The organism is Rahnella sp. NRRL B-41462, from assembly GCF_003263525.1.
In the GTDB taxonomy this organism is placed as follows: domain Bacteria; phylum Pseudomonadota; class Gammaproteobacteria; order Enterobacterales; family Enterobacteriaceae; genus Rahnella; species Rahnella aceris.
In genome coordinates this window covers 16,707-40,531 of the sequence record NZ_JYDF01000074.1, presented here as the reverse complement: position 1 = coordinate 40,531, position 23,825 = coordinate 16,707, and the positions used below count along the sequence as shown (strand labels likewise).

General features: G+C 53.6%; 19 protein-coding genes. 6 read left to right on the top strand and 13 right to left on the bottom strand.

Annotated features, from left to right (window positions below; translation table 11 throughout):
* Positions 1-58 precede the first annotated feature (58 nt).
* On the bottom strand, positions 59-805 hold the full coding sequence (gene fpr, locus UC14_RS17645) for a ferredoxin--NADP(+) reductase (protein WP_112152574.1): 747 nt from the start codon (positions 803-805) through the stop codon (positions 59-61).
* 323 nt (positions 806-1,128) lie between these two features.
* Between fpr and emrD the strand changes: the two genes are divergently transcribed.
* Positions 1,129-2,322 carry a multidrug efflux MFS transporter EmrD gene (emrD, locus tag UC14_RS17640; protein WP_112152573.1) on the top strand — a complete coding sequence of 398 codons (1,194 nt, stop codon included), beginning with the start codon at positions 1,129-1,131 and terminating at the stop codon, positions 2,320-2,322.
* Between the two features lie 56 nt (positions 2,323-2,378).
* On the opposite strand, the gene glpX is transcribed toward emrD, so the two are convergent.
* From glpX to UC14_RS17625, 3 genes are all read right to left on the bottom strand, one after another.
* Entirely contained in the window at positions 2,379-3,389 is a 1,011-nt protein-coding gene (gene glpX / locus UC14_RS17635) for a class II fructose-bisphosphatase (protein WP_112198123.1), read from the bottom strand.
* Positions 3,390-3,532: 143 nt separating this feature from the next.
* Positions 3,533-5,056 (bottom strand): glycerol kinase GlpK, encoded by a 1,524-nt coding sequence (glpK, locus tag UC14_RS17630; RefSeq protein ID WP_112198122.1) that lies wholly within the window; start codon positions 5,054-5,056, stop codon positions 3,533-3,535.
* Positions 5,057-5,101: 45 nt separating this feature from the next.
* Positions 5,102-5,950, bottom strand: a complete 849-nt coding sequence (locus UC14_RS17625) for an MIP/aquaporin family protein (protein ID WP_013577586.1) — start codon at positions 5,948-5,950, stop codon at positions 5,102-5,104.
* Between the two features lie 577 nt (positions 5,951-6,527).
* Between UC14_RS17625 and zapB the strand changes: the two genes are divergently transcribed.
* Positions 6,528-6,767 (top strand): septal ring assembly protein ZapB, encoded by a 240-nt coding sequence (gene zapB, locus UC14_RS17620; RefSeq protein WP_013577585.1) that lies wholly within the window; start codon positions 6,528-6,530, stop codon positions 6,765-6,767.
* 64 nt (positions 6,768-6,831) lie between these two features.
* On the opposite strand, the gene rraA is transcribed toward zapB, so the two are convergent.
* The 7 genes from rraA to priA form a co-directional block, all read right to left on the bottom strand.
* Entirely contained in the window at positions 6,832-7,317 is a 486-nt protein-coding gene (rraA, locus tag UC14_RS17615) for a ribonuclease E activity regulator RraA (protein WP_013577584.1), read from the bottom strand.
* A gap of 120 nt (positions 7,318-7,437) precedes the next feature.
* Entirely contained in the window at positions 7,438-8,364 is a 927-nt protein-coding gene (locus UC14_RS17610) for a 1,4-dihydroxy-2-naphthoate polyprenyltransferase (RefSeq protein WP_013577583.1), read from the bottom strand.
* Between the two features lie 94 nt (positions 8,365-8,458).
* Entirely contained in the window at positions 8,459-9,793 is a 1,335-nt protein-coding gene (hslU, locus tag UC14_RS17605) for an HslU--HslV peptidase ATPase subunit (RefSeq protein WP_013577582.1), read from the bottom strand.
* A gap of 12 nt (positions 9,794-9,805) precedes the next feature.
* A complete protein-coding gene (gene hslV, locus UC14_RS17600; RefSeq protein ID WP_015690599.1) occupies positions 9,806-10,336 on the bottom strand; it encodes an ATP-dependent protease subunit HslV in 531 nt (176 codons plus the stop codon).
* A 115-nt stretch (positions 10,337-10,451) separates the two neighbouring features.
* Positions 10,452-11,393 carry a cell division protein FtsN gene (ftsN, locus tag UC14_RS17595; protein WP_071823634.1) on the bottom strand — a complete coding sequence of 314 codons (942 nt, stop codon included), beginning with the start codon at positions 11,391-11,393 and terminating at the stop codon, positions 10,452-10,454.
* 99 nt (positions 11,394-11,492) lie between these two features.
* Positions 11,493-12,521 (bottom strand): DNA-binding transcriptional regulator CytR, encoded by a 1,029-nt coding sequence (gene cytR / locus UC14_RS17590; protein ID WP_041689037.1) that lies wholly within the window; start codon positions 12,519-12,521, stop codon positions 11,493-11,495.
* Positions 12,522-12,724: 203 nt separating this feature from the next.
* Entirely contained in the window at positions 12,725-14,920 is a 2,196-nt protein-coding gene (gene priA / locus UC14_RS17585) for a primosomal protein N' (protein WP_013577578.1), read from the bottom strand.
* Between the two features lie 201 nt (positions 14,921-15,121).
* On the opposite strand from priA, the gene rpmE reads away from it, so the two are divergent.
* Positions 15,122-15,334 carry a 50S ribosomal protein L31 gene (rpmE, locus tag UC14_RS17580; RefSeq protein WP_013577577.1) on the top strand — a complete coding sequence of 71 codons (213 nt, stop codon included), beginning with the start codon at positions 15,122-15,124 and terminating at the stop codon, positions 15,332-15,334.
* A gap of 170 nt (positions 15,335-15,504) precedes the next feature.
* Here the strand turns inward: rpmE and metJ are convergent, their stop codons facing one another.
* Positions 15,505-15,822, bottom strand: a complete 318-nt coding sequence (gene metJ, locus UC14_RS17575; protein WP_004392248.1) for a met regulon transcriptional regulator MetJ — start codon at positions 15,820-15,822, stop codon at positions 15,505-15,507.
* 330 nt (positions 15,823-16,152) lie between these two features.
* On the opposite strand from metJ, the gene metB reads away from it, so the two are divergent.
* From metB to metF, 3 genes are all read left to right on the top strand, one after another.
* Positions 16,153-17,313, top strand: a complete 1,161-nt coding sequence (metB, locus tag UC14_RS17565) for a cystathionine gamma-synthase (protein ID WP_013577576.1) — start codon at positions 16,153-16,155, stop codon at positions 17,311-17,313.
* Positions 17,314-17,315: 2 nt separating this feature from the next.
* Positions 17,316-19,751 carry a bifunctional aspartate kinase/homoserine dehydrogenase II gene (locus UC14_RS17560; protein WP_013577575.1) on the top strand — a complete coding sequence of 812 codons (2,436 nt, stop codon included), beginning with the start codon at positions 17,316-17,318 and terminating at the stop codon, positions 19,749-19,751.
* Positions 19,752-19,998: 247 nt separating this feature from the next.
* Positions 19,999-20,907 carry a methylenetetrahydrofolate reductase gene (gene metF, locus UC14_RS17555; protein ID WP_013577574.1) on the top strand — a complete coding sequence of 303 codons (909 nt, stop codon included), beginning with the start codon at positions 19,999-20,001 and terminating at the stop codon, positions 20,905-20,907.
* Positions 20,908-20,979: 72 nt separating this feature from the next.
* Here metF and ppc read toward each other — a convergent pair whose 3' ends face one another.
* On the bottom strand, positions 20,980-23,625 hold the full coding sequence (gene ppc / locus UC14_RS17550; protein WP_013577573.1) for a phosphoenolpyruvate carboxylase: 2,646 nt from the start codon (positions 23,623-23,625) through the stop codon (positions 20,980-20,982).
* Between the last annotated feature and the right edge of the window lie 200 nt (positions 23,626-23,825).

The window sequence follows — 23,825 nt, the reverse complement described above, 5'->3', positions numbered from 1 at the left end:
AATCGCTTTGGCCCGGAACCGGACGACGTTAAATTCCGCTAGTTTTGCGCTAACAGATTTACCAGTAATGCTCGCTGGTCATATGGCCCGGCTTGCGTTTGAGATGTTTGCGCATACCCCGCGTGTCTTTCAGTACTTGCTGGGTATCGCGAACCATCTGTGGATTGCCGCACAACATCACGTGGCTGTCCTCTGCCAGCATCTTAAGGCCGACAGCCGCTTCCAGTGCGCCGCTTTCAATCAGCGCAGGCACGCGACCGGTCAGCGAACCGGAAATCTCCTCGCGACTGACCACGGTCTGGATATGGAGTTTGCCCTCATAACGGCGTTGCAGTTGCTGCATTAATGGCAGATAGCTGAGATCTGCTGCAAAGCGTGCCGCGTGAACCAGAACAATATTCTTGAACCGCTCCAGTCCGATACCTTCCTGCAAAATAGACAGATACGGCCCGATAGCGGTACCGGTTGCCAGCATCCACAGGGTCGCGCATTCAGGCACTTCTTCAACCACGAAAAATCCGGCGGCTTCTTTGGTGATGTTGATTTCGTCACCGGGCTGCATCACGTGAAGCCGCGGGCTGAGTTTTCCTTCCGGCACATTCACCAGATAAAACTCCAGTTCGCCGCTGGAGGGTGGGTTTACATAGGAATACGCGCGCTGCACCCGCTCGCCGTCAATATCCAGCGAAAGTTTGGCGAACTGGCCAGCGGTAAAAGGATCGATGGGCGCATTGACCGTGATGCTGAACAAATTGTCTGTCCAGTGCTCAACTTTTTTGACTTTTCCTGTCACCCAATCAGCCATAAAAAACTCCCGTGGTTTCTGATTTCTTCATGTAGTGAGAAATATGAATTGCAAAATTATGTCCTGATTTTATTTCAAATTTTCCGAATCCCGTATCGGTTAAATGTTATCAGCCTGTTCATCACCCGTTAGCCAATATCGATTTTCGTACACCCTGCGTTACACATGTGGTTCCCGCTGCTGCCAGTACAGGTTGAGAAGAGTTTCCTACAACACTCGCTTATTCATATTAATTTGTTAACTTATGCGCCGCTGTAGTCTGGCTGAATTTACTGGTTATTTGTTCTGCACTTTTCCAATCTTATTTGATAATGAACTGAAAAATGAAAAATCTGGAAAATATCCACCTGCTTATCATGCTCATTTTGCTGGTGGCTGTCGGGCAAATGGCACAAACCATTTATGTGCCGAATATCGCGGACATGGCCACCAGTCTGGCCGTGAAACCGGGCGCGGTACAGCGGGTGATGGCAGCCTATCTGCTGACATACGGCGGCTCGCAACTGGTTTACGGCCCGCTTTCCGATAATATTGGCCGTAAACCGGTGATCCTCACCGGCCTGATGATTTTCCTGATTGGTGCGGCGGGCGCGATGATGTCAACGAGCCTGAATATGCTGATCGCCTTTGCAGCCATTCAGGGGTTGGGCACCGGTGTGGCGGGCGTAATGGCGAGAACCATGCCGCGTGATCTCTACAGTGGCGGCGCGTTGCGCCATGCCAACAGCCTGCTGAACATGGGCATTCTGATCAGCCCGCTGCTGGCGCCGGTGATTGGTGGCGCACTGTCAGCGTGGTTAGGCTGGCGGGCCAGTTTTGGTTTCCTGCTGATTCTGTGCGCCGGTGTGGCGTTTTCGATGTACCGCTGGTTGCCGGAAACTCGTCCGGAATTCACTGCCGACCATCCGCCGCGCAACATGCTGGGCAGCCTGCGTTTATTGCTGGCCGACGCCAATTTCAGCCGCTATCTGGTGATGCTGGTCGGTGCACTGGCCGGTGTGGCGGTGTTTGAAGCCAGTTGCGGTGTGCTGATGGGCGGCGTCCTCGGGCTGAGCGGTGTGATGGTCAGCGTACTGTTTATCCTGCCGATCCCTGCTGCCTTCTTTGGTGCCTGGTATGCCGGGCGGGCGGAGAAAAGTTTCCAGCAACTGATGTGGCATTCGGTCATCAGTTGTCTGCTGGCCGGTCTGGCGATGTGGATCCCTGGCTGGCTGGGTATCATGAATATCTGGACGCTGGTGGTGCCGGCTTCGCTGTTTTTCTTTGGCGCTGGCATGTTGTTCCCGCTGGCGACCACCGGTGCAATGGAGCCTTTCCCGTATCTGGCGGGCGCGGCCGGTGCGCTGGTTGGCGGATTGCAGAATATGGGGTCAGGGCTGGTAGCATGGATGTCGGCGATGTTGCCGCAAACCGGTCAGTTCAGTCTCGGGTTACTGATGTTTGCGATGGCATTGCTGATTTTACTGTGCTGGTGGCCGATGTCGAACCGTAGCCAGCATGAAGGACATACTGCCTGATGGTGCAAAAGCAGGGCGCTGATGGCCCTGCTTTTTGATGACCGGAAGGAAGTTGATCAGATAATAAATTCGTGCAGCGCAGCGTCTTTTCGGTCGAGGTAATGGGTCGAGCGGATACGGCGAATGGTGCGGGATTTTCCGCGGATCAGCAGCGTCTCGGTGGTCGCCATGTTTCCCTGACGGCTGATGCCTTCCAGCAGGTCGCCTTTGGTAATACCGGTCGCGGAGAAAATCACGTTATCGTTACGCGCCATATCATCCAGCAGCAGCACTTTACCGGCCTCGATCCCCATCGCTTTACAGCGCGCCAGCTCTTCTTCGCCGATACGACGGTTTTCCGGTGTATCGCCTTTCACATCATGACGCGCCAGCAAACGGCCCTGCATATCGCCATCCAGCGCACGGATCACCGCAGCGGAAATCACGCCTTCCGGCGCACCGCCGATGCCATACAGCACATCCACTTCACTTTCCGGCATGCAGGTCAGGATTGTCGCCGCCACATCGCCGTCCGGGAATGCGAACACACGCACGCCTGACGCCAGCATTTCGCGGATGGCGTCGTCGTGACGGGGTTTTGCCAGAACAGCGACGGTCAGTTCGGTCAGCGGTTTATCCAGCGCTTTAGCAATATTGGCCAGATTCTCTGCCAGCGTCAGTTCGAGATTAATCGTGCCTTTGGCACCCGGCCCGACGGCGATCTTTTCCATGTACATGTCGGGTGCATTGAGGAACGAACCTTTGTCGCCAACTGCCAGCACAGCCAGCGCATTGGACTGGCCCATGGCGGTCATGCGTGTACCTTCAATAGGATCGACCGCGATATCCACCGCGTCGCCGTTGCCGGTACCGACTTTTTCACCGATATATAGCATCGGCGCTTCATCAATCTCCCCTTCGCCAATCACGATAGTGCCGTCGATATCGACTTTATTGAGCATGATGCGCATGGACTGAACGGCAGCGTTATCGGCAAGGTTTTTATCGCCACGACCCAGCCATTTGTAACCGGCGAGCGCGGCAGCTTCGGTCACGCGGGAGAACTCGATTGCTAATTCACGTTTCATTGGAAAGCCTGTAGAAAGAAAAAAAGAGGTCGGTGAGGCGAGGCTCATCTGTGGCGCAGATTTTAGCACAACGGGAAAGGTGCATAAAAAAACTCCCCGGATGGGGAGTTTCAGAAAGGGGTGTTGGCGATAATATCTGGCGATTACTTGTCGTGATCTTCCCACGAACGAACGCGTGCCACCGCTTTTTGCCAGCCTTTATAGCGGACATTACGTTCCGTCGTTTCAATGCTTGGGCGGAATTCACGTTCGATGGTCGCTTTGCTGCGCACTTCTTCCAGGTCGTTCCAGAAGCCGACGGCCAGACCTGCCAGGAAAGCAGAACCCAGCGCGGTGACTTCCAGCACTTCAGGGCGCTCAACGCGGGTGCCAAGAATGTCTGACTGGAATTGCATCAGGAAGTTGTTGGCCACCGCACCGCCGTCCACACGCAGTGCCTGCAGACGAGCGCCCGAGTCTGCCTGCATGGCATCCAGTACGTCGCGGGTCTGGTAAGCGATAGATTCCAGCGTCGCGCGGATGATGTGGTTGCTGTTCGCACCACGGCTCAGACCGAAGATTGCGCCGCGGGCATACGGATCCCAGTAAGGGGCGCCGAGGCCGGTAAAGGCAGGCACTACGTAAACGCCGTTCGTGTCTTTCACTTTCATGGCGAAATATTCGGAGTCGGTTGCGTCGCTGATCAGTTTCAGTTCGTCACGCAGCCACTGAATGGACGCACCGCCGACAAACACGGCCCCTTCCAGCGCGTAGTTCACTTCGCCGCGCGGGCCGCAGGCGATGGTGGTCAGCAGGCCATTTTTAGAGGCGACCGCTTCAGTACCGGTATTCATCAGCAGGAAGCAACCAGTGCCGTAGGTGTTTTTCGCCATACCAGGTTGTACACACAGCTGACCATAGAGCGCCGCCTGCTGGTCACCTGCGATGCCAGCGATAGGAATACGCGTACCGCCTTTACCACCAATGTTGGTCTGGCCGTAAATCTCAGAAGAAGAGCGAACTTCCGGCAGCATTTCACGCGGAATATCCAGCACTTCCAGCATGCGCTCATCCCATTGCAGATCATGGATGTTGAACAGCATGGTACGCGAAGCGTTGGTGTAATCCGTCACGTGAACACGTCCCTGCGTCATTTTCCAGACCAACCAGGTGTCGACGGTGCCGAACAGCAGTTCGCCGCGTTTAGCGCGTTCGCGAGAGCCTTCAACGTTGTCGAGGATCCACTTCAGTTTGGTGCCGGAGAAGTAAGGGTCGATAACCAGGCCGGTGTTATGGCGAATGTATTCTTCCAGACCGTCTTTTTTCAGTTTTTCGCAGATGTCAGCAGTTCGGCGACATTGCCAGACAATCGCGTTATAGATTGGCTTGCCAGTTTCTTTTTCCCACACGATGGTGGTTTCGCGCTGGTTGGTGATACCGATACCGGCAATCTGATCGGAGTTAATGTCGGCTTTCGCCAGCACTTCCACCAGCACCGAGCTTTGCGAAGACCAGATTTCCATCGGGTCGTGCTCAACCCAGCCTGACTTAGGGTAGATCTGGGTGAATTCGCGTTGTGACACGCTGACGATATTGGCATCGTGATCCAGCACTACCGCGCGTGAACTGGTTGTACCCTGGTCGAGTGCAACAATGTATTTTTTTTCGTGAGTCGTATCTGCTGACATAATATTCATCCTGCGAATGAGTAAGCTGTGGAACAGTTTAGCCGATCAGGCCTTACGCTGTTTGGATGGCTGAGGTGCTTTTTCTTCTGCCGGCTCATTAATCTGATTTGGCAAATGGCGGCCGATCAGCGCTTTATACGCGATGGCACCCAGAGAAGCACCGAGCAGCGGGCCAAAAATCGGCACCAGGAAATAAGGAATATCGCGCGCGCCGGTGAAGGCAACTTTGCCCCAGCCTGCGAAGTAGGCGAAGACTTTCGGACCAAAGTCACGTGCCGGGTTCAGGGCGAATCCGGTCAGTGGCCCCATGGAGGCACCGATAACCGCGATCAGGATACCGATCAGCAATGGCGCCAGCGGACCACGTGGAATGCCGTTGCCGTCATCGGTCAGTCCGAGGATCAGCGCCATCAGAATGGCCGTAATCACCGTTTCTACCAGAAACGCCTGCAATACGCTGATGTGCGGGTTTGGATAGGTAGAGAAAATACCGGCCAGATCCAGACTTTCGACGCTGCCGCGCACCATGTTGTGGCTTTGCTCAAAATCGAAGAACAGGTTGTAGTAAAGGCCGTAGACCAGTGCGGCGGCGCAGAAAGCTCCCGCGACCTGCGCAATGATGTAAGGCAGAACTTTGCGTCCTTCAAAGTTTGCAAACAAACAAAGTGCGACGGTCACCGCCGGATTCAGGTGTGCGCCGGAGATGGCGGCAGTCAGGTAGATGGCCATTGCCACACCCAGACCCCAGATAATACTGATTTCCCACTGACCAAAGGTTGCCCCGGCAAGTTTCATTGCTGCGACACAGCCCGCACCAAAGAAAATGATAAGCCCGGTACCCAGAAACTCAGCGATGCACTGACCTTTTAATGTGGAACTCATGGTTTGGCTCATAGTTTGATCCTGCTAAGGATGATGTTAATGGTTAGTTATAATTTTTCTGTTATGTCGTTTGTGAACGTAATCGGATTTTGGCGTTCATCATTAAATGAGAACGTAATGTGAATTTATCGTTAACGAGCATAAACGAGAAATAGCGAAATCAAATTTTGTGTGTCGTGTCATAAAAATGAGCGATTTCGCGTATTGCTGGAACTTGATGCAGCGCAAAAAGTCCATGATTTAACATTTTCAGCCGCCATTTGTGACAAACGAACATCAACGTGCCTTCCCGCGCAGCGGCTAAGGTTATTCGGCATTAAACGGTATTTCTGGTGTGTGACGCTGCTTTTTAAGCATTTCCTGATACCCGGCGCTGTTAAATTGCAACAGACTGCGTGGATAAAGGGGTTGCGGGTAGACAGAACAAAGCTGGCTACATACAATCACCCGTTAAGACACACGCTGGTTTTGCGCAATTCTCTGATGAATTCGTTATAAAAATCGACGGAGTGCAGGAATTTTTGAGCCGTGTCCGGACGATGCGGCAGAACATAAGATGTGCGCCTTGCGAACATAAGGGGACCGAAAAATGTCATTTGAAGTATTTGAGAAATTAGAAGCTAAAGTTCAGCAAGCGATTGATACCATTACTCTGTTGCAGATGGAAATCGAAGAACTGAAAGAGCAGAACAACACCCTGTCTCAGGAAGTTCAGCAAGCCAGCGGCAACCATGAGTCTCTGGTGCGTGAAAATGCGCAGCTGAAAGAAGAACAACACGTATGGCAGGATCGTCTGCGTGCATTGTTGGGAAAAATGGAAGAAGTTTAATTACTTCATATTCCAAATAAAAAAGGACGCCTTGGCGTCCTTTTTTGTTGTGCTCAGAAGGAAATCACTCAATATCGAGCGGGTCTTCGGACAGCACGATACCGGTATTATCGGCATAAAGATGGTCGCCGGAGAAGAAGGTGACGCCGCCGAAATTGACACGAATGTCGCTTTCGCCAATCCCTTCACTGCCTGCGCCAGCCGGGATAGCCGCCATCGCCTGGATACCCAGATCCAGCTCTTCGAGATCATCAACCTGACGGACTGCACCGTAAATCACGATGCCTTCCCATTCGTTTTGCAATGCAAGGCGTGCCAGTCCGGCATCCAGCAGTGCGCGACGAACAGAACCGCCACCATCGATCACTAATACACGGCCACGGCCATTTTCTTCCAGCAGGTCATAAAGCAAGCCATTATCTTCGAAGCATTTCACGGTGGTGATTTGCCCGCCAAATGAAGTACGGCCGCCAAAGTTGGAGAACAAGGGTTCAACGACATTCACTTCTTCATGGTAGATGTCGCAAAGTTCGGAAGTATCGTATTTCATAGGATTTCATCTGGTTGCTGCATGAGTGTTCAGTATATCCCTTTCCGGCGGATGTTGGCAAAATCATCAATTGTTAAATGTGAAAAGTGACCTGATAAACGCACATCAGGCCAACTTTACTCAATTGAGCAACAGACCCACTGCAAACAAGACGTTAGTCAGCAACGCGGTTTTTACCATATGTTCCAGCAACGGGCGGACTTCAGTGGATGTTGTCGATTTCATCACCCGCATCAGATGTTTTGCCAGCATTGGGAGCGCCAGAATAAACAGCCAGCCGGTCCAGTGAGGCAGGTGCAGGGCGGAGAAAATCACCAGACACAGCACGGCGGCGGTCAGAATGATGGCGTGATAGCGTCGTGCGTTAACCGGCCCGAGGCGAACCGCCAGGGTATTCTTGCCGTTGGCGCTGTCGGTTTCGATATCGCGCAAATTATTGATATTGAGTACCGCGGTGGACAGCAAACCTGTCGCTGTCGCCGGAAGCATTACGATCCAGTCGAAATAGCCTGCCTGTAAATAAAACGTCCCTGCGACACTGATCCAGCCGAAGAAGATCAGCACGGAAATATCGCCAAGCCCCATGTAGCCATAAGGCCGCGTACCGACGGTATAGGTAATGGCGGCGCCAATCGACAGCAAGCCGAGGATCAGAAACCCGACCACGTCACTAGGCTTATGACAGGCCACGGCAATAAGCGCAGTACCGCAGATAAGGGTCAGCGCGATGGTCAGGATAATCGCGCGCTTCATCTGCCCGGCGGTAATCAGGCCCTTTTGCATGCCGCGTAAGGGCCCGACGCGTTCCGGCGTGTCACTGCCTTTCTCGGCATCGCCATAGTCATTCGCCAGATTTGACAAAATTTGCAAACAGCCCGCAGTCAGCAGCGCCAGTAGTGCAATGAGCGGATGGAAAACGCCTTGCAGGCTGGCAATGGCAGAACCCATAACGATAGAAGCAAACGCCAGTGGCAAGGTTTTCGGGCGCAGGCTTTCGAGCCAGGCGCGGGCGGGGGTTGTCGGAGTGAAAGGCGTGATTGTGCTCATAGGTGATTTCTCAGGTGAAGAATCAGTCCGAAATCTAAAAAAATCAGGGAGGCAAACGCCTCCCTGAAGATCACTTTCGGAACGTATGAGCAAATTATAAGATAAAACGGCTCAGATCTTCATCAGCTACCAGCTGGTCAAGGTGGCTTCTAACATAATCTGCATCAATGTTTATGGAGATACCGTTGCTTTCGCTGGCATCGTAAGAGATATCTTCCATCAGACGCTCCAGAACGGTATGCAGACGACGCGCACCTATGTTCTCGGTGGTTTCGTTCACCTGCCATGCGGCTTCCGCAATACGGCGGATACCGTCAGCGGTGAAATCAATGGTTACGCCTTCGGTCGCCATCAATGCTTTGTACTGATGAGTCAGCGAAGCACTTGGCTCGGTCAGTATGCGTTCGAAGTCTTCAGTCGACAGCGCCTGCAGTTCCACACGAATAGGCAGACGACCCTGCAACTCAGGGATCAGGTCTGACGGGCTGGCCGTCTGGAATGCGCCGGAAGCGATAAACAGAATGTGATCGGTTTTCACCATGCCGTGCTTGGTAGACACCGTACAGCCTTCCACCAGAGGCAGCAGGTCACGCTGAACACCTTCGCGGGAGACGTCCGGGCCTGAACTCTGGCCGCCACGTTTACAGATTTTGTCGATCTCATCGATAAACACGATGCCGTGTTGCTCAACGGCCTCGATTGCCTGTTCTTTCAGATCTTCCGGGTTCACCAGTTTCGCGGCTTCTTCTTCGATCAGCAGCTTCAGCGCTTCTTTGATTTTCAGTTTGCGCGGTTTCTGTTTCTGAGCACCCATGCTCTGGAACATCGACTGCAACTGATTGGTCATTTCTTCCATACCCGGAGGGGACATGATTTCCACGCCCATCGGGCCGGATGCCAGGCTGATTTCAATCTCTTTGTCGTCGAGCTGGCCTTCACGTAGTTTTTTGCGGAAGTTCTGGCGTGCAGCAGAAGGTTCCTGCGCTTCGTCAGGTTGTCCCCAGTTGTTTTTCGCTGGCGGGATCAGCACATCCAGAATACGTTCTTCGGCCAGTTCTTCAGCACGATAACGGTTTTTCTCAATAGATTGCAGGCGCACCATTTTTACGGCGGAATCGGTCAGGTCGCGGATAATTGAATCCACTTCTTTACCGACGTAACCGACTTCCGTGAATTTAGTCGCTTCTACTTTGATGAACGGCGCGTTAGCCAGCTTCGCCAGACGGCGGGCAATTTCGGTTTTACCGACACCGGTCGGACCGATCATCAGAATATTTTTCGGGGTGACTTCGTGGCGCAGCGCTTCATCAAGCTGCATCCGGCGCCAGCGGTTACGCAAAGCAATAGCCACGGCGCGTTTCGCTTTATCCTGGCCAATGATGTAACTGTCTAACTCGCTGACGATCTCGCGCGGGGTCATCTCAGACATAATTTTCGATCCTTACGCTTTAGAAGACAATTCTTCGATAGTGTGGAATTGGTTGGTGTAGATGCAGATGTCACCGGCGATGCTCAGCGATTTTTCGACGATGTCGCGCGCTTCAAGCTCGGAGTTTTCCAGCAACGCGCGTGCAGCAGCCTGGGCATACGGGCCACCGGAACCAATGGCAATCAGATCGTTTTCAGGCTGGATAACGTCACCGTTACCGCTGATGATAAGCGAGGCGTTTTCATCGGCCACGGCCAGAAGGGCTTCCAGACGGCGTAACATACGGTCGGTACGCCAGTCTTTTGCCAGTTCAACGGCGGCTTTCACCAGATGACCCTGGTGCATTTCCAGTTTGCGTTCGAACAGCTCAAACAGCGTGAAGGCATCAGCCGTGCCGCCAGCAAAGCCCGCGATCACTTTGTCGTTATACAGGCGACGTACTTTTTTGACGTTGCCCTTCATGACGGTATTTCCCAATGTGGCCTGGCCATCACCACCGATAACGACCTTGCCGTTGCGGCGTACACTTACAATTGTTGTCACGAGCGGTTCCTCGTTGCAGACGGAAAAGATCCCCGCAGGTTTGCGGGACACTGAACGTGTCTCACAAACTTACGGGGCATATTGAAAGTATAGATTGGGGAAGGATTACGGGTTTTCAACCCCCGGTTGCGACGGGAATGCAACCGGAGATGCCAGCGCCTTTGAGGCGCGATAGTGTGCTGTCAGCACCAGAACGGCTGTTGTACGGGCCGATGACGACGCGACTCCAGCCACCGCCGGTGGTGATCCGGCCTTCAAAACCTTCGAATGCCAGCTTGGCGCGCTGGGATTCCGCCTGCTCAGATCCTTTGAACGAACCGCACTGAACCACAAAGCGCTGGGTTTTTTCCTGTGCTTTCGGTTTTTCCGGCTCAGCCTGGGTAATGGTGGCTGGCTGTTGCGGTTTCGGTGCTTCTTTCACCGGCTCTTTCACTTGCGGCTTCGGTTTTGGCTGAACGGGTTGCGTTTGCACCTGGGCCTGAGGCGCACGTACCGGCTGCGTTTGCGGCGTATACGTTGGCTGTGGCTGAACCTGACGCGGCTGAGTTACCGGCTGCTGCTGCGCGTACGTCGGCTGCTGTTGCTGAACCTGACGTTGAGTATGCGCCGGTGCCTGCGTGGCCTGATTCGGGTCGTTATACGGCACTTCAGACAACTGTGTTGGTGTCTGGCGCATATCGGCCTGCATCTGTTCGAGAAGCTGGCGCTGTTCAGGCGTCAGTTGTGTTTTGGATTCGACCTGTCCGCCCGCCGTCGGTTCTGTCGGCGTGGTGACGCCCATCTGGCGGTTTTCCAGTTCTTTAATGTAGCGCCAGCGTTCTTCTGGCTTAGGTGGCAATCCATTACCCGGACGGACAGCGTGCGTCGGCAACACTGTCGCTTCTTCATGTTTATTGTGCGCAATAAAATAGAGGCCACCGACAAACACCACCAGTACCGCAACGGCTAACACCACCATGGTTTTGGAGATCGTTGTGGAACTGCGTTTTTTACTCCGGCTGGTACTTTTCCGCCGCGCTCCTGAGCGCCCACGGCTTACATAGTCTCTTTGTGCCACTATCGTTTCGCTGTGTCGTGATGAATGAAGAAGTGCGTCATGTTACTCAACCCTGAACATTTACTGAAATTAAAACTGTTGAACAGCATAAAATCGGACTCACGCTTTTGGGGCAGCAGTGCTTTCCCGCACCACCAGCTCGCTATCAAGCAGCAGCGAACCGTTTTGTACCGGATTTCCCTGTAACTGCTCAAGTAATAATAACATGGCCTGACGGCCAAGCTGGAATCTCGGCTGCGCAACGGTCGTCAGCGGAGGATCGGTATACTGGCTGGCCTTGATGTCATCGAAGCCGACAACCGACAAATCCTGCGGAATACGCAGACCCATTTTTTTCGCCTGGAACATGGCACCAATCGCCATCACATCGTTGTGGCAGAAAATCGCCGTCGGCGGCACGGGCAGGGCCATCAACTCGGTGACGGCTTGCGCCCCCGATTCATAGCTGAAATCGCCATGAATGGTCAGCTTGCTCTCGACGCTCAGTCCGTTGCGGCGCAGCGCCTGCACATAACCTTGTGAACGGTACTGGCACAATGGCATATGCTTTGGCCCGGCGATGCAGGCAATACGGTGATGCCCCAGCTTGAGAAGATAATGCACAGCTTCGAACGCGGCCGTCAGGTTATCAATGTGGACTGTCGGCAGTTCAAGTTCCGGCGCAAATTCATTCGCCATCACCATCGGTGGCAAATTGCGTTGTTCTTCTTTGCTGGCATCGAAAGGTAAATCAGAGCCGAGCAGCAGCATACCGTCAATTTGCTTGGTAATGATCAGATTGATAAAGGTTTTCTCTTGCTGATTTTGCTGAGCACAATCACCGATCAACACCAGATAACCGCTTTCGGCGGCCGTGCGCTCGATCCCCTGGATCAGATCGGCGAAAAACGGATCGCAGATGTCGGGGACGATCACCAAAATAGTGCGTGATTCATTACGCTTCAGGTTGCGGGCCAGGGCATGAGGAGAATAACCGACGGCCATGACGGCCTGATCAACTTTCTGGCGAGTCGCGGCGGAGACTTTCTCCGGATTCATTAATGCACGGGATACGGTTGCTGTTGAAACGCCTGCCTGTTCAGCCACATCTTTCATTGTTGCGGCGGGTAATTCTTTCTTGTGCTCCAACGTCTCTCTCCTTGCAACAGCATCAAACTGAGACAACAACATCAACATTCCTCACCTGGCTACGCATGATGTGTAGCTCATCACATTCTAAACAGAATGTGAGTAGGATTTGTTACCTAATTTGCATTAAAAGTGTGACCCAGATGCTTTTTTCGATGCATCACGCAAAAAACCTGACTATTCACGCAAATTCGCTTTTGGAATCAGCTGTCAATCGGATCGACATCCAGTGTCCATTTCACTTTTTTGGCTTGCGGCAGACTTGAAATCAGCGGCTGAGAGCTTTTGATCAGATGCTGCAAAACGCGCCGTGAAGGATGCTGCAATAAAAGCTGCCAGCGGAAACGTCCGCTGCGTTTGGCTTGTAAGGCAGGAACCGGCCCCAGGATCCACAGCGAATCATCTTTCAGCGGACTGGATTCGAGCAGATTACGTAACTGCTGAAGGAACAGCGCAGATTGCTGATTATCGTGGTCTTCCGAGCGGATCATAATGTGGCTGGTATAAGGAGGAAGGAAGACGCTTTTGCGCTCCGCCAGGGTCTGTCTGGCGAACTCGTCGTAGCCCTGCTGCAACAGCACCTGTAACAGCGGATGTTCGGGATGGTGAGTTTGCAATACGACTTCACCCTGTTTGCCTGCACGTCCGGCACGGCCTGAAACCTGCGTATAAAGCTGGGCAAAGCGCTCGGCAGAACGGAAATCTGCCGAGAACAGCGCGCCGTCGACATCCAGCAATGACACCAGCGTAACATCAGGGAAGTGGTGCCCTTTTGCCAGCATTTGGGTGCCGATAAGAATACGTGCGCCGCCACGATGGACTTCATTCAGGTGTTGTTCCAGCGAACCTTTCCGGCTGGTGGTATCGCGGTCAATGCGCGTGATTGGCGTATCCGGGAACAACGGCGCCAGTTCGTTTTCCAGCTGTTCTGTACCGACGCCGACCGAGACCAGTTGTGTTGAGCCGCAATGCGGACACTGATGCGGCACGGCGCGCTGACTGTCACAATGGTGGCAGCGTAACTGACGCTGATTCTGGTGCAGAGTGTAATAGTGATCACAGCGCTGACATTCGGCTATCCAGCCACACTCATGGCAAAGCAGGGCAGGCGCATAGCCGCGGCGGTTGAGGAACAGCATGACCTGATTATCGGCTTTCAGATGTTCCTGCATTTTCTGGATCAGCGGTTGAGACAGCCCGACTTTCAGCTGCAACCCTTTTAAATCCAGCAAATTCTGACGGGCGAGTTTGGCATTTCCGGCACGTTTGGTCAGTTTGAGCTGACGATATTTCCCCAGTTCAACATTGTGCAGCGTTTCCAGCGCCGGGGTTGCCGAGCCCATAATAATCGGGATATTTTCAGCGTGAGCGCGGTACACCGCCAGATCGCGGGCGTGATAGCGCCAGCCTTCCTGCTGCTTATAAGAACTGTCGTGTTCTTCATCAATGATAATGACGCCGAGGCGCGCAAACGGTGTAAACAGCGATGAACGGGTGCCAATGACGATGCCCGCTTCGCCATTGCGCGCCCGCAGCCAGACGGCGAGGCGTTCGCTGTCGTTCAGGCCGGAGTGCAGCACATCCACCGGCGCACTGAAACGTTCGCGAAAACGTGCGATGGTTTGCGGCGTCAGGCCGATTTCCGGCACCATCACCAGCGCCTGCCGACCCTGCGCCAGAATGTTTTCCAGCACGCTCAGATACACTTCGGTTTTACCTGAGCCGGTTACACCGGCCAGCAACCAGGCGGAAAATTGCTGATCTTCACTGCGGATCGCGCCGACGGCGGTGGCCTGCTCGGTATTGAGTCGTAAACGTTCGCCGATCACCGAGAAATCCTGGCGCCAGTCGTGCGTGGCGGGCGCAATACTGCGTAAATCCGTCAGCCCTTTGGCTCGTAATGCCTGCAGGGCCGTATCGGTAAGATCAAGATCGGCAACCTGATGACGATACAACGGTTTTTGCATCAGTGCTGCCATCGCCTGCTGTTGTTTTGGCGCACGTTTGAGACTGTCGAGCGGCGTCGCGCGCCCCTCCTCGGTGGCGAACCATTGCCACAGCGGTGTAAGCTCAGCGGCTTTCCCCTGACGTAACAATACCGGCAGCGCATGGAACAGCACCTCGCCTATCGGGTAATGGTAATAGTCGGCGGCCCAAAACAAGATGCGCCACAGATCAGGGGTAAACAGGCTGGAACTGTCGAGGACTTCCCGCACCGGTTTCAGTTTCTCCAGGCCAAATTCGCTGAAGTCGCTGACCTGAATGACGATGCCAATGGCGTCGCGTTTTCCGAAAGGCACACTGACCCGGCAACCCTTTGAAACCTGCATATCAGGCGGCAACAGATAGTCGAAAGTACGGGCGAGCGGGACGGGTAAAGCAACGTGGGCAACAGGCATTGGGGGTCCAGACTATAAAAAAATGACGAGATAGTGTACACTGTGTCCTTCGAAATGCATGAACATGATTGCGCGGTTGTCAGAGATTCTGTATGATTCGCCGCCTTTGGTGCATTTCGTACTCAAAGCCTATCATCCACTACGCGTGGTGTCTGACAGAACAGGGTTGGATAGCGACGCGGCCTTAAGAAGAGGTTTTCCATGAAACAAGGTATTCACCCTAAATATGTAGAAGTTACTGCAACTTGCTCATGCGGTAACGTTATCAAAACTCACTCAACTGTGGGTCACGATCTGAACCTGGACGTTTGTGGCGAATGCCACCCGTTCTACACTGGTAAGCAACGTGAAGTGGCTACCGGTGGTCGCGTTGACCGCTTCAACAAGCGTTTCAGCGTTCCAGGCAGCAAATAAGCTTCGCTTGAGAGCAAAAAAAGGCGCCTTTGGCGCCTTTTTTGTTACCTGTCGTTTGACGTCCCGCCAGATAAAATGCCCGTTCCCGCACTCTCTTTCTTCGCGCAGATACTGAAAAAACGCGCGACGGGAGCCGCACGGTCTTTCAGCACATCTTTGCGATGTTGCGATCAGTATTCCCAGGTATCAGGATCCACACCCAGTTCACGCATCAGGATCTTCGCCGCTTCCGGTATTTCGTCACTGCGTTCTTTACGCAGGTCTTCGTCATTCGGCAAAGGCTGACCGGTGAAGGCGTGCAGAAAAGCCTCACACAATAATTCACTGTTGGTCGCGTGACGCAGGTTGTTTACCTGGCGACGGGTGCGTTCATCGGTGAGAATTTTGAGGACTTTCAGCGGAATGGATACCGTGATTTTCTTAACTTGTTCGCTTTTCTTACCGTGTTCAGCGTAAGGGCTGACATATTCGCCGTTCCACTCAGCCATGGGACACCTTAAATTTATCAAAAAATAAAATTCTGAAAACCGCGTGATTATGCCCGATTTTCACTGTTCTCACTAAGTAAATGTCGGAATTTAACAGGGACATTTCACGTTTTTCCCTGCGGCACTGTTCATTTTGTTACCTTGAGCTTACGTCTCCCGGCACGACAGATCTGCCTGACATCTTCATTAACGCCATAATTTTAGCGGGTATTGCGCTGTTGCTCAATCTATACGCAAAGAAGTTTAGATGTCCAGATGTATTGACGTCTATAAATCCGGACGTTACTCTTTATATCCTCATCCTTCGCAATTCGTCAGGAAGAAACGATTATGACGCACAAGCAAGCCACCATTGCCGTGGGCAGTGGCCTGAACAATGATCAGCAATATGGTTGTGTAGTTCCGCCAATCTACCTTTCCAGTACCTATAACTTTGAAGATTTCAACCAGCCAAGAGCCCATGACTATTCACGTCGCGGCAATCCGTCACGGGATGTTGTCCAGCGTGCGCTGGCTGATCTGGAAGGCGGCGCCGGTGCGGTTCTGACCAGCAGCGGTATGTCAGCCATTCATCTGGTGTGTACGGTCTTTCTGAAACCTGGCGATTTACTGGTTGCGCCGCACGACTGCTACGGCGGCAGTTACCGTTTGTTCGACAGCCTGAGCAAACGTGGCGCGTATCGCGTGCTGTTTGTGGATCAGGGTGATCCACAGGCGCTGGCCGATGCGCTGAAAGAAAAACCGAAGCTGGTGCTGATTGAAACGCCGAGCAATCCTTTGCTGCGTGTGGTGGATATTCAGGCGATTTGCGACGCGTCCCGCGCCGCCGGTGCCCTGACAGTGGTGGACAACACCTTCCTGAGTCCGGCGTTGCAAAATCCATTGCAGCTTGGTGCGGATTTAGTCGTCCATTCATGTACTAAATATCTGAACGGGCATTCTGATGTGGTCGCCGGTACGGTAATATCTAAGACCGCAGAACATGCGACAGAACTCGCCTGGTGGGCGAACAACATTGGCGTTACCGCTGCGGCCTTTGACAGCTATCTGTTATTGCGCGGTTTGCGCACGTTAACGGTTCGCGTGAAACAGCAACAGGAAAATGCACTGGCAATTGTTGCTTATTTACAAAAACAATTGCAGGTCAAAAAGCTGTATCATCCGTCGCTGCCGGAAAACCAGGGACATGAAATTGCCTGCCGCCAGCAACGTGGCTTTGGTGCCATGATCAGTTTTGAATTTAACGGAGATGAAGCTCAGTTGCGCCATTTCCTGAAAGAATTGAAGTTATTTACCCTCGCAGAATCACTGGGAGGCGTCGAAAGCCTGATTTCTCATACCGCGACCATGACACATGCTGGCATGGCGCCGGAAGCGCGCAAAGCCGCCGGGATTTCTGACAGCTTGCTCCGTATTTCTGTAGGTCTTGAAGACAGCGAAGATTTGATTGCTGATCTGGAAAATGCATTCCAGTCAGTGGCAACGAGGTAAGTATGAATGCAATAGCGGTTGCAGCGCCGGCGGGAAGTCGTCAGTTGCACAAATTTGGTGGTAGCAGTCTGGCCGACGTGAAGTGTTATCTGCGTGTCGCTGGCATTATGGCCGAGTATGCGAAGCCGGGTGACATGATGGTGGTGTCGGCGGCTGGCAGCACAACCAACCAGCTGATCAGCTGGCTGAAGCTCAGCCAGACAGACAGAATTTCTGCGCATCAGGTTCAGCAGGCTTTGCGCCGTTATCAGAGTGATTTGATAACTGGTCTGTTGCCGCCGGAAATGGCCGAACCGCTTATTGCTTCTTTTATTCATGATCTCGAACGTCTGGCTGTTTTGCTTGACGGCAAAATGACCGATGCAATTTATGCTGAAGTCGTCGGGCACGGCGAAGTCTGGTCTGCACGCCTGATGTCTGCAGTGCTGTGTAAGCTGGAATTACCGGCCGCCTGGCTGGATGCCCGTGAATTCCTGCGGGCTGAACGCGCTGCGCAACCTCAGGTTGATGAAGGCCGTTCGTATCCGCTGCTGCAACAACTTCTCGCGCAGCATCCTCAGCAATATCTGGTGGTGACCGGCTTTATCGCCCGCAGTGACGCGGGTGAAACCGTACTGCTTGGCCGTAACGGCAGTGACTATTCCGCCACCCAGATTGGCGCACTGGCTAATGCCAGCCGTGTGACCATCTGGAGTGATGTGGCCGGTGTCTACAGCGCCGACCCGCGCAAAGTGAAAGATGCCTGCCTGCTGCCGTTATTGCGTCTCGATGAAGCCAGTGAACTTGCGCGTCTGGCGGCACCGGTTCTGCACACCCGTACCCTTCAGCCGGTTTCCGGCAGCGATATTGATTTGCAACTGCGTTGCAGTTACCAGCCGGAGCAGGGCTCAACGCGTATTGAACGCGTGCTGGCTTCCGGTACCGGCGCGAAAATTGTCACCAGCCATGATGATATTTGTCTGATCGAAATGGTCATTCCTTCCGGCCACGATTTTGGTCTGGCACAAAAAGATGTTGAGCTGCTGCTTAAACGTGCGCAGATCAAACCGCTGTGTACCGGCATTCATCCTGACCGTAATCTGCTGCAACTTTGCTACACCTCTGAAGTGGCGGGTAGCGCGTTGCAGGTTCTCGAAGAGGCAGCCCTTCCGGCGCGTCTGACCCTGCGTGAAGGGCTGGCGCTGGTGGCGCTGGTCGGGGCGGGCGTGTGCAAGAATCCGCTGCACAGCCACCGTTTTTATCAGGAAATGAAAGATCAGCCAGTGGAGTTTATCTGGCAGGCCGAAGACGGTATCAGTCTGGTGGCTGTACTGCGTATCGGCCCGACCGCGCACCTGATTCAGGGGCTGCACAAAACGTTGTTCCGTGCTGAAAAGCAAATCGGTCTGATGCTGTTTGGTAAAGGCAATATCGGTTCACGCTGGCTGGAACTGTTCGCCCGTGAACAAAAGAATATTTCTGCCCGCAGCGGTTTCGAGTTTGTGCTGGCCGGTGTGGTCGACAGCAAGCGCAGTCTGCTCAATTATGAAGGGCTGGACGCCAGCCGTGCGCTGGCCTTCTTTGATGATGAATCGCAGGCGCATGACGAAGAATCGCTGTTCCTGTGGATGCGCGCGCATCCTTATGACGATTTAGTGGTTCTGGATGTCACCGCCAGCGCTGAACTGGCCGATCAGTATCTGGATTTCGCCAGCTACGGTTTCCATGTCATCAGTGCCAACAAACAGGCAGGCGCGTCGGACACGAATAAATACCGTCAGATCCGCGACGCGTTTTCAAAAACCGGCAGCCACTGGTTGTATAACGCCACTGTCGGCGCTGGTTTGCCGGTTAACCATACGGTGCGTGATTTACGCGAAAGCGGCGACAGCATTCTGGCCATCAGCGGCATTTTCTCGGGAACATTGTCCTGGCTGTTCCTGCAATTTGACGGCACGCTGCCGTTCACCGAACTGGTGGATTTAGCCTGGCAGCAGGGGCTGACTGAGCCGGATCCGCGCGATGATTTATCCGGTCAGGACGTCATGCGCAAGCTGGTGATCCTGGCGCGCGAAGCGGGTTATGACATCGAACCGACGCAGGTTCGCGTGGAATCTCTGGTGCCGGAAAGTTGCGCGAACGGTTCCGTAGATCAGTTTTTTGAAGACGGTGAGGCGCTGAACCAGCAAATGCTGCAACGTCTGGAAGCCGCCCGTGAAATGGGCCTGGTGCTGCGCTACGTGGCCCGTTTCGATGCCAATGGCAAAGCCCGTGTGGGTGTTGAAGCGGTGCGTGACGACCATCCTCTGGCCGCATTACTGCCGTGCGATAACGTGTTCGCTATCGAAAGTCGCTGGTATCGTGATAATCCGCTGGTGATCCGCGGGCCGGGTGCAGGGCGTGACGTGACCGCAGGTGCGTTGCAATCTGATCTTAATCGTCTGACGCAACTTCTGTAATTCCTTACGCCTTCCCCTCTCATGAGGGGAAGGCGTAAAAAACCTCTAACTTTCCTCAGCTTCCCCTCAGCCTCATTTTCGCAACGTGAAATTCTTTCAGTTTGCGTGAAGATTAATCATCCCCTGCCATCATTTTAACGTTGACACTTTGTTCTCTTTCCGTCATTTTCTATCTATACGTTTAGACGTCCAAACGTCCATTATAACGAACCATAATCAAAACGCAGTGATCCATGAGGTAGTGTTTATGAGCTTTTTCCACGCAAACCAGCGCGAAGCGCTGAACCAGAATCTGGCTGAATTACAGGGTCAGATTAACGTTTCTTTCGAATTTTTCCCGCCTCGTACCAGCGAGATGGAAGATACGTTGTGGAGCTCTATTGATCGTCTCAGCAGCCTCAAGCCTAAGTTTGTCTCTGTGACTTACGGTGCGAACTCCGGCGAGCGTGATCGTACGCACAGCATCATCAAAGGCATTAAAGAACGTACCGGTCTGGAAGCGGCACCTCACCTGACCTGTATCGATGCCAGCCGCGATGAACTGCGTCAGATCGCACGGGATTACTGGGACAGTGGCATCCGCCACATTGTGGCTCTGCGTGGCGATTTGCCGGCAGGCGGCGGCAAGCCGGAAATGTACGCCACCGATCTGGTGCATCTGCTGAAAGAAGTGGGCGACTTTGATATTTCCGTCGCGGCCTATCCGGAAGTGCATCCTGAGGCCAAAAGCGCGCAGTCAGATCTGATTAACCTGAAACGTAAAATCGATGCCGGTGCGAACCGCGCCATCACGCAGTTCTTCTTTGATGTGGAAAGTTACCTGCGTTTCCGCGACCGCTGCGCCGGTCAGGGGATTGACGTGGAAATCGTGCCTGGCATCCTGCCGGTGTCTAACTTCAAACAGCTGACCCGCTTTGCGACGATGACCAATGTGCGTGTACCGCACTGGATGAACAGCCAGTTTGAAGGGCTGGATGACGACGCCGAAACCCGCAAAATGGTCGGTGCCAATATCGCGATGGACATGGTGAAAATCCTCAGCCGCGAAGGCGTGAAGGACTTCCATTTCTACACCCTGAACCGTGCAGAAATGAGTTACGCGATTTGCCACACGCTGGGTGTGCGTCCAGACATCGCTGTGCCGGTTCGCGCTTAATCTTTTTGCCCGACACTGAATACAAAAAACCCGCGAATTCGCGGGTTTTTCTTGGGCTGATGTCAGCGAAAACTAGCCGGTATTACGCATACCCGCTGCCACACCGGCAATCGTCACCATCAGCGCCTGTTCGACGTTGGCATCCTGCTTGCCGTCTTTTTCCAGCTCGCGGGAACGGTGCAGCAATTCAGCCTGCAAGACGTTCAGCGGGTCAGTGTAGACGTTTCGCAGTGCGATGGATTCTGCAATCCACGGCAAATCTTCCATCAGATGATCGTCGTTAGAAATCGCCAGAATGACTTTGATGTCGCTTGCCAGCTGATCGCGCAACTGCTGACCGAGCGGCCACAATTCTTTCCCAACCAGACGATGATCGTAGTATTCCGCCAGCCACAGGTCAGCTTTCGCAAACACCATCTCCAGCATACCGATTCGCGTGGAGAAGAACGGCCAGTCGCGGCACATGGTTTCCAGCTCGTCGCGTTTTCCGTCATCAACCACAGCCTGCAAACCGGCACCGGCACCCAGCCAGGCTGGCAGCATCAGGCGGTTTTGCGTCCAGGCGAAAATCCACGGGATGGCACGAAGGCTTTCGACGCCACCACTGGCTTTACGTTTCGCCGGGCGTGAACCCAGAGGCAGTTTGGCCAGTTCCTGTTCCGGCGTTGCGGCGCGGAAGTAAGGCACGAAGTCTTTATTTTCGCGAACGTAGCCACGGTACATTTTGCAGGACACGTCAGACAGTTGTTCCATGATATCCACCCAGGCTTGTTTCGGCTCAGGCGGTGGCAACAGGTTGGCTTCCAGAATTGCAGAGGTGTACAGCGCCAGACTGCTGATGGTGACTTCCGGCAGACCGAATTTGAAGCGGATCATCTCGCCCTGTTCGGTAACGCGCAGGCCACCTTTCAGGCTGCCCGGAGGCTGAGACAATAACGCTGCCTGTGCCGGTGCGCCGCCACGGCCGATAGAACCGCCACGTCCGTGGAACAGAGTCAGGGCAATTCCGGCTTTCTCGCAGGTTTTGATCAGAGCATCCTGCGCACGATATTGCGCCCACGATGCGGCCATCACGCCCGCGTCTTTTGCGGAGTCGGAATAGCCAATCATCACCATCTGTTTGCCCTGAATGAAACCGCGATACCAGTCGATGCTCAGCAATTGCTTCATGACATCGTCGGCATTGTTCAGGTCGTCGAGCGTTTCGAACAGCGGCGCAACGGGCATCGGGAACGGACAACCGGCTTCTTTGAGCAGCAGGTGTACGGCCAGCACATCAGACGGCGTGCGCGCCATCGAGATGACATACGCTGCAATCGAGCCTTCCGGCGCTTCGGCAATCACCTGACAGGTATCGAGCACTTCTTTGGTGTTGGCGCTCGGTTCCCAGTGACGTGGCACCAGCGGACGTTTTGAGTTCAGTTCGCGGATCAGGAAAGCCTGTTTGTCGGATTCTGACCAGCTTTCGTAATCGCCAAGACCCAGATAACGGGTAATTTCTGCGATAGCGTCGGTGTGGCGGGTGCTTTCCTGACGCACGTCGATACGCACCAGCGGCACGCCGAAGCAGCGCACGCGGCGCAGGGTATCCAGCAACTGGCCGTTGGCAATAATGCCCATGTTGCAGGCCTGCAATGACTGGTAGCAGGCGTAAAGCGGCGCCCACAGTTGGTCATTTTTCACCAGCAAATCATGAGGACGTGCAACACGCTCGCCTTTCAGACGGGCTTCCAGATACACCTGAGTATTGGTCAGCTGCGAACGGAGCTGTTTCATGATTTCGCGGTAAGGTTCGATGATGTCCGCACCGCCGGCCAGCTCACGCAGTTCCGGTGTGCATTCGGTCATCGACAGTTCTGACACCAGCACCGCGATATCACGCAGGAACAGATCAGTCGCTTTCCAGCGGCTCAGCAACAACACATGACGGGTAATATCGGCGGTTACGTTCGGGTTACCGTCGCGGTCGCCCCCCATCCAGGAGGTGAAGCGAACCGGCACGGCTTCCACTGGCATTTTGTAATCCAGTGAGGTTTCCAGCTGTTCGTTCAGTTCGCGCAGAAAAGCCGGCACGCCTTCCCACAGGCTGTTTTCGACTACCGCAAAACCCCATTTGGCTTCATCCACCGGAGAAGGGCGGTTTTTGCGGATTTCATCGGTGTGCCATGATTGCGCGATTAACTGACGCAGGCGGCGCATGATTTGTTTGCGCTCGTAATCGGCCAGATCGTTATGGTCGAGCTGCTTGAGGCAGTTATTCACTTCCACCAGTTTGTGGATCAACGTACGACGGGCGATTTCTGTCGGGTGTGCGGTCAGCACCAGTTCGATAGAAAGCTGGTCAACGGCATCCCGTAACTGCTGCTCAGAGAGGTTTTTGGATTTCAGACGATCGAACAATTGCGCCAGCGCTTCAGGATTGCTGGCCGCTTCGCCGTGCGGCGAAATGCTGTGATATTGTTCAGCCACGTTGGCTAAATTCAGAAACTGGCTAAAAGCACGGGCAACAGGCAACAGCTCATCGTTTGAGAGGTTTTGCAACGTTGACAGTAACTCCTGTCGATCCGCGTCATTTCCGGCACGGGAGGATTTCGACAGCTTACGGATTTTCTCAACACGATCCAGGATATGCTCTCCCAACGTATCTTTGATCGTGTCGCCCAGCAATTTACCTAAAGTACTGACATTACTTCGCATTGCGGAATATTGTTCGTTCATATTACCTCTGACCCGTTCTCTCGTTTAATTTTTATATTCTGTAAATAACTTTCACCCGTCAGGCATTCTTGCCCCGTTCACCCTGCCAACCTGGCCATACTTTTTAAATGCAGCACATGTTTTAACCCAAAAACCCCTGAACACTCACGTGAAAAATGGTCTTTTTGGCGATGTCGCTGAAATTTAATTACAACAGCGGC

Bases quoted from the DNA above. Each gene is read 5' to 3' on its own strand.
- fpr (WP_112152574.1), bottom strand. From the start codon at position 805: ATGGCTGATTGGGTGACAGGAAAAGTCAAAAAAGTTGAGCACTGGACA.
- emrD (WP_112152573.1), top strand. From the start codon at position 1,129: ATGAAAAATCTGGAAAATATCCACCTGCTTATCATGCTCATTTTGCTG.
- glpX (WP_112198123.1), bottom strand. From the start codon at position 3,389: ATGAAACGTGAATTAGCAATCGAGTTCTCCCGCGTGACCGAAGCTGCC.
- glpK (WP_112198122.1), bottom strand. From the start codon at position 5,056: ATGTCAGCAGATACGACTCACGAAAAAAAATACATTGTTGCACTCGAC.
- UC14_RS17625 (WP_013577586.1), bottom strand. From the start codon at position 5,950: ATGAGCCAAACCATGAGTTCCACATTAAAAGGTCAGTGCATCGCTGAG.
- zapB (WP_013577585.1), top strand. From the start codon at position 6,528: ATGTCATTTGAAGTATTTGAGAAATTAGAAGCTAAAGTTCAGCAAGCG.
- rraA (WP_013577584.1), bottom strand. From the start codon at position 7,317: ATGAAATACGATACTTCCGAACTTTGCGACATCTACCATGAAGAAGTG.
- UC14_RS17610 (WP_013577583.1), bottom strand. From the start codon at position 8,364: ATGAGCACAATCACGCCTTTCACTCCGACAACCCCCGCCCGCGCCTGG.
- hslU (WP_013577582.1), bottom strand. From the start codon at position 9,793: ATGTCTGAGATGACCCCGCGCGAGATCGTCAGCGAGTTAGACAGTTAC.
- priA (WP_013577578.1), bottom strand. From the start codon at position 14,920: ATGCCTGTTGCCCACGTTGCTTTACCCGTCCCGCTCGCCCGTACTTTC.
- rpmE (WP_013577577.1), top strand. From the start codon at position 15,122: ATGAAACAAGGTATTCACCCTAAATATGTAGAAGTTACTGCAACTTGC.
- metJ (WP_004392248.1), bottom strand. From the start codon at position 15,822: ATGGCTGAGTGGAACGGCGAATATGTCAGCCCTTACGCTGAACACGGT.
- metB (WP_013577576.1), top strand. From the start codon at position 16,153: ATGACGCACAAGCAAGCCACCATTGCCGTGGGCAGTGGCCTGAACAAT.
- UC14_RS17560 (WP_013577575.1), top strand. From the start codon at position 17,316: ATGAATGCAATAGCGGTTGCAGCGCCGGCGGGAAGTCGTCAGTTGCAC.
- metF (WP_013577574.1), top strand. From the start codon at position 19,999: ATGAGCTTTTTCCACGCAAACCAGCGCGAAGCGCTGAACCAGAATCTG.
- ppc (WP_013577573.1), bottom strand. From the start codon at position 23,625: ATGAACGAACAATATTCCGCAATGCGAAGTAATGTCAGTACTTTAGGT.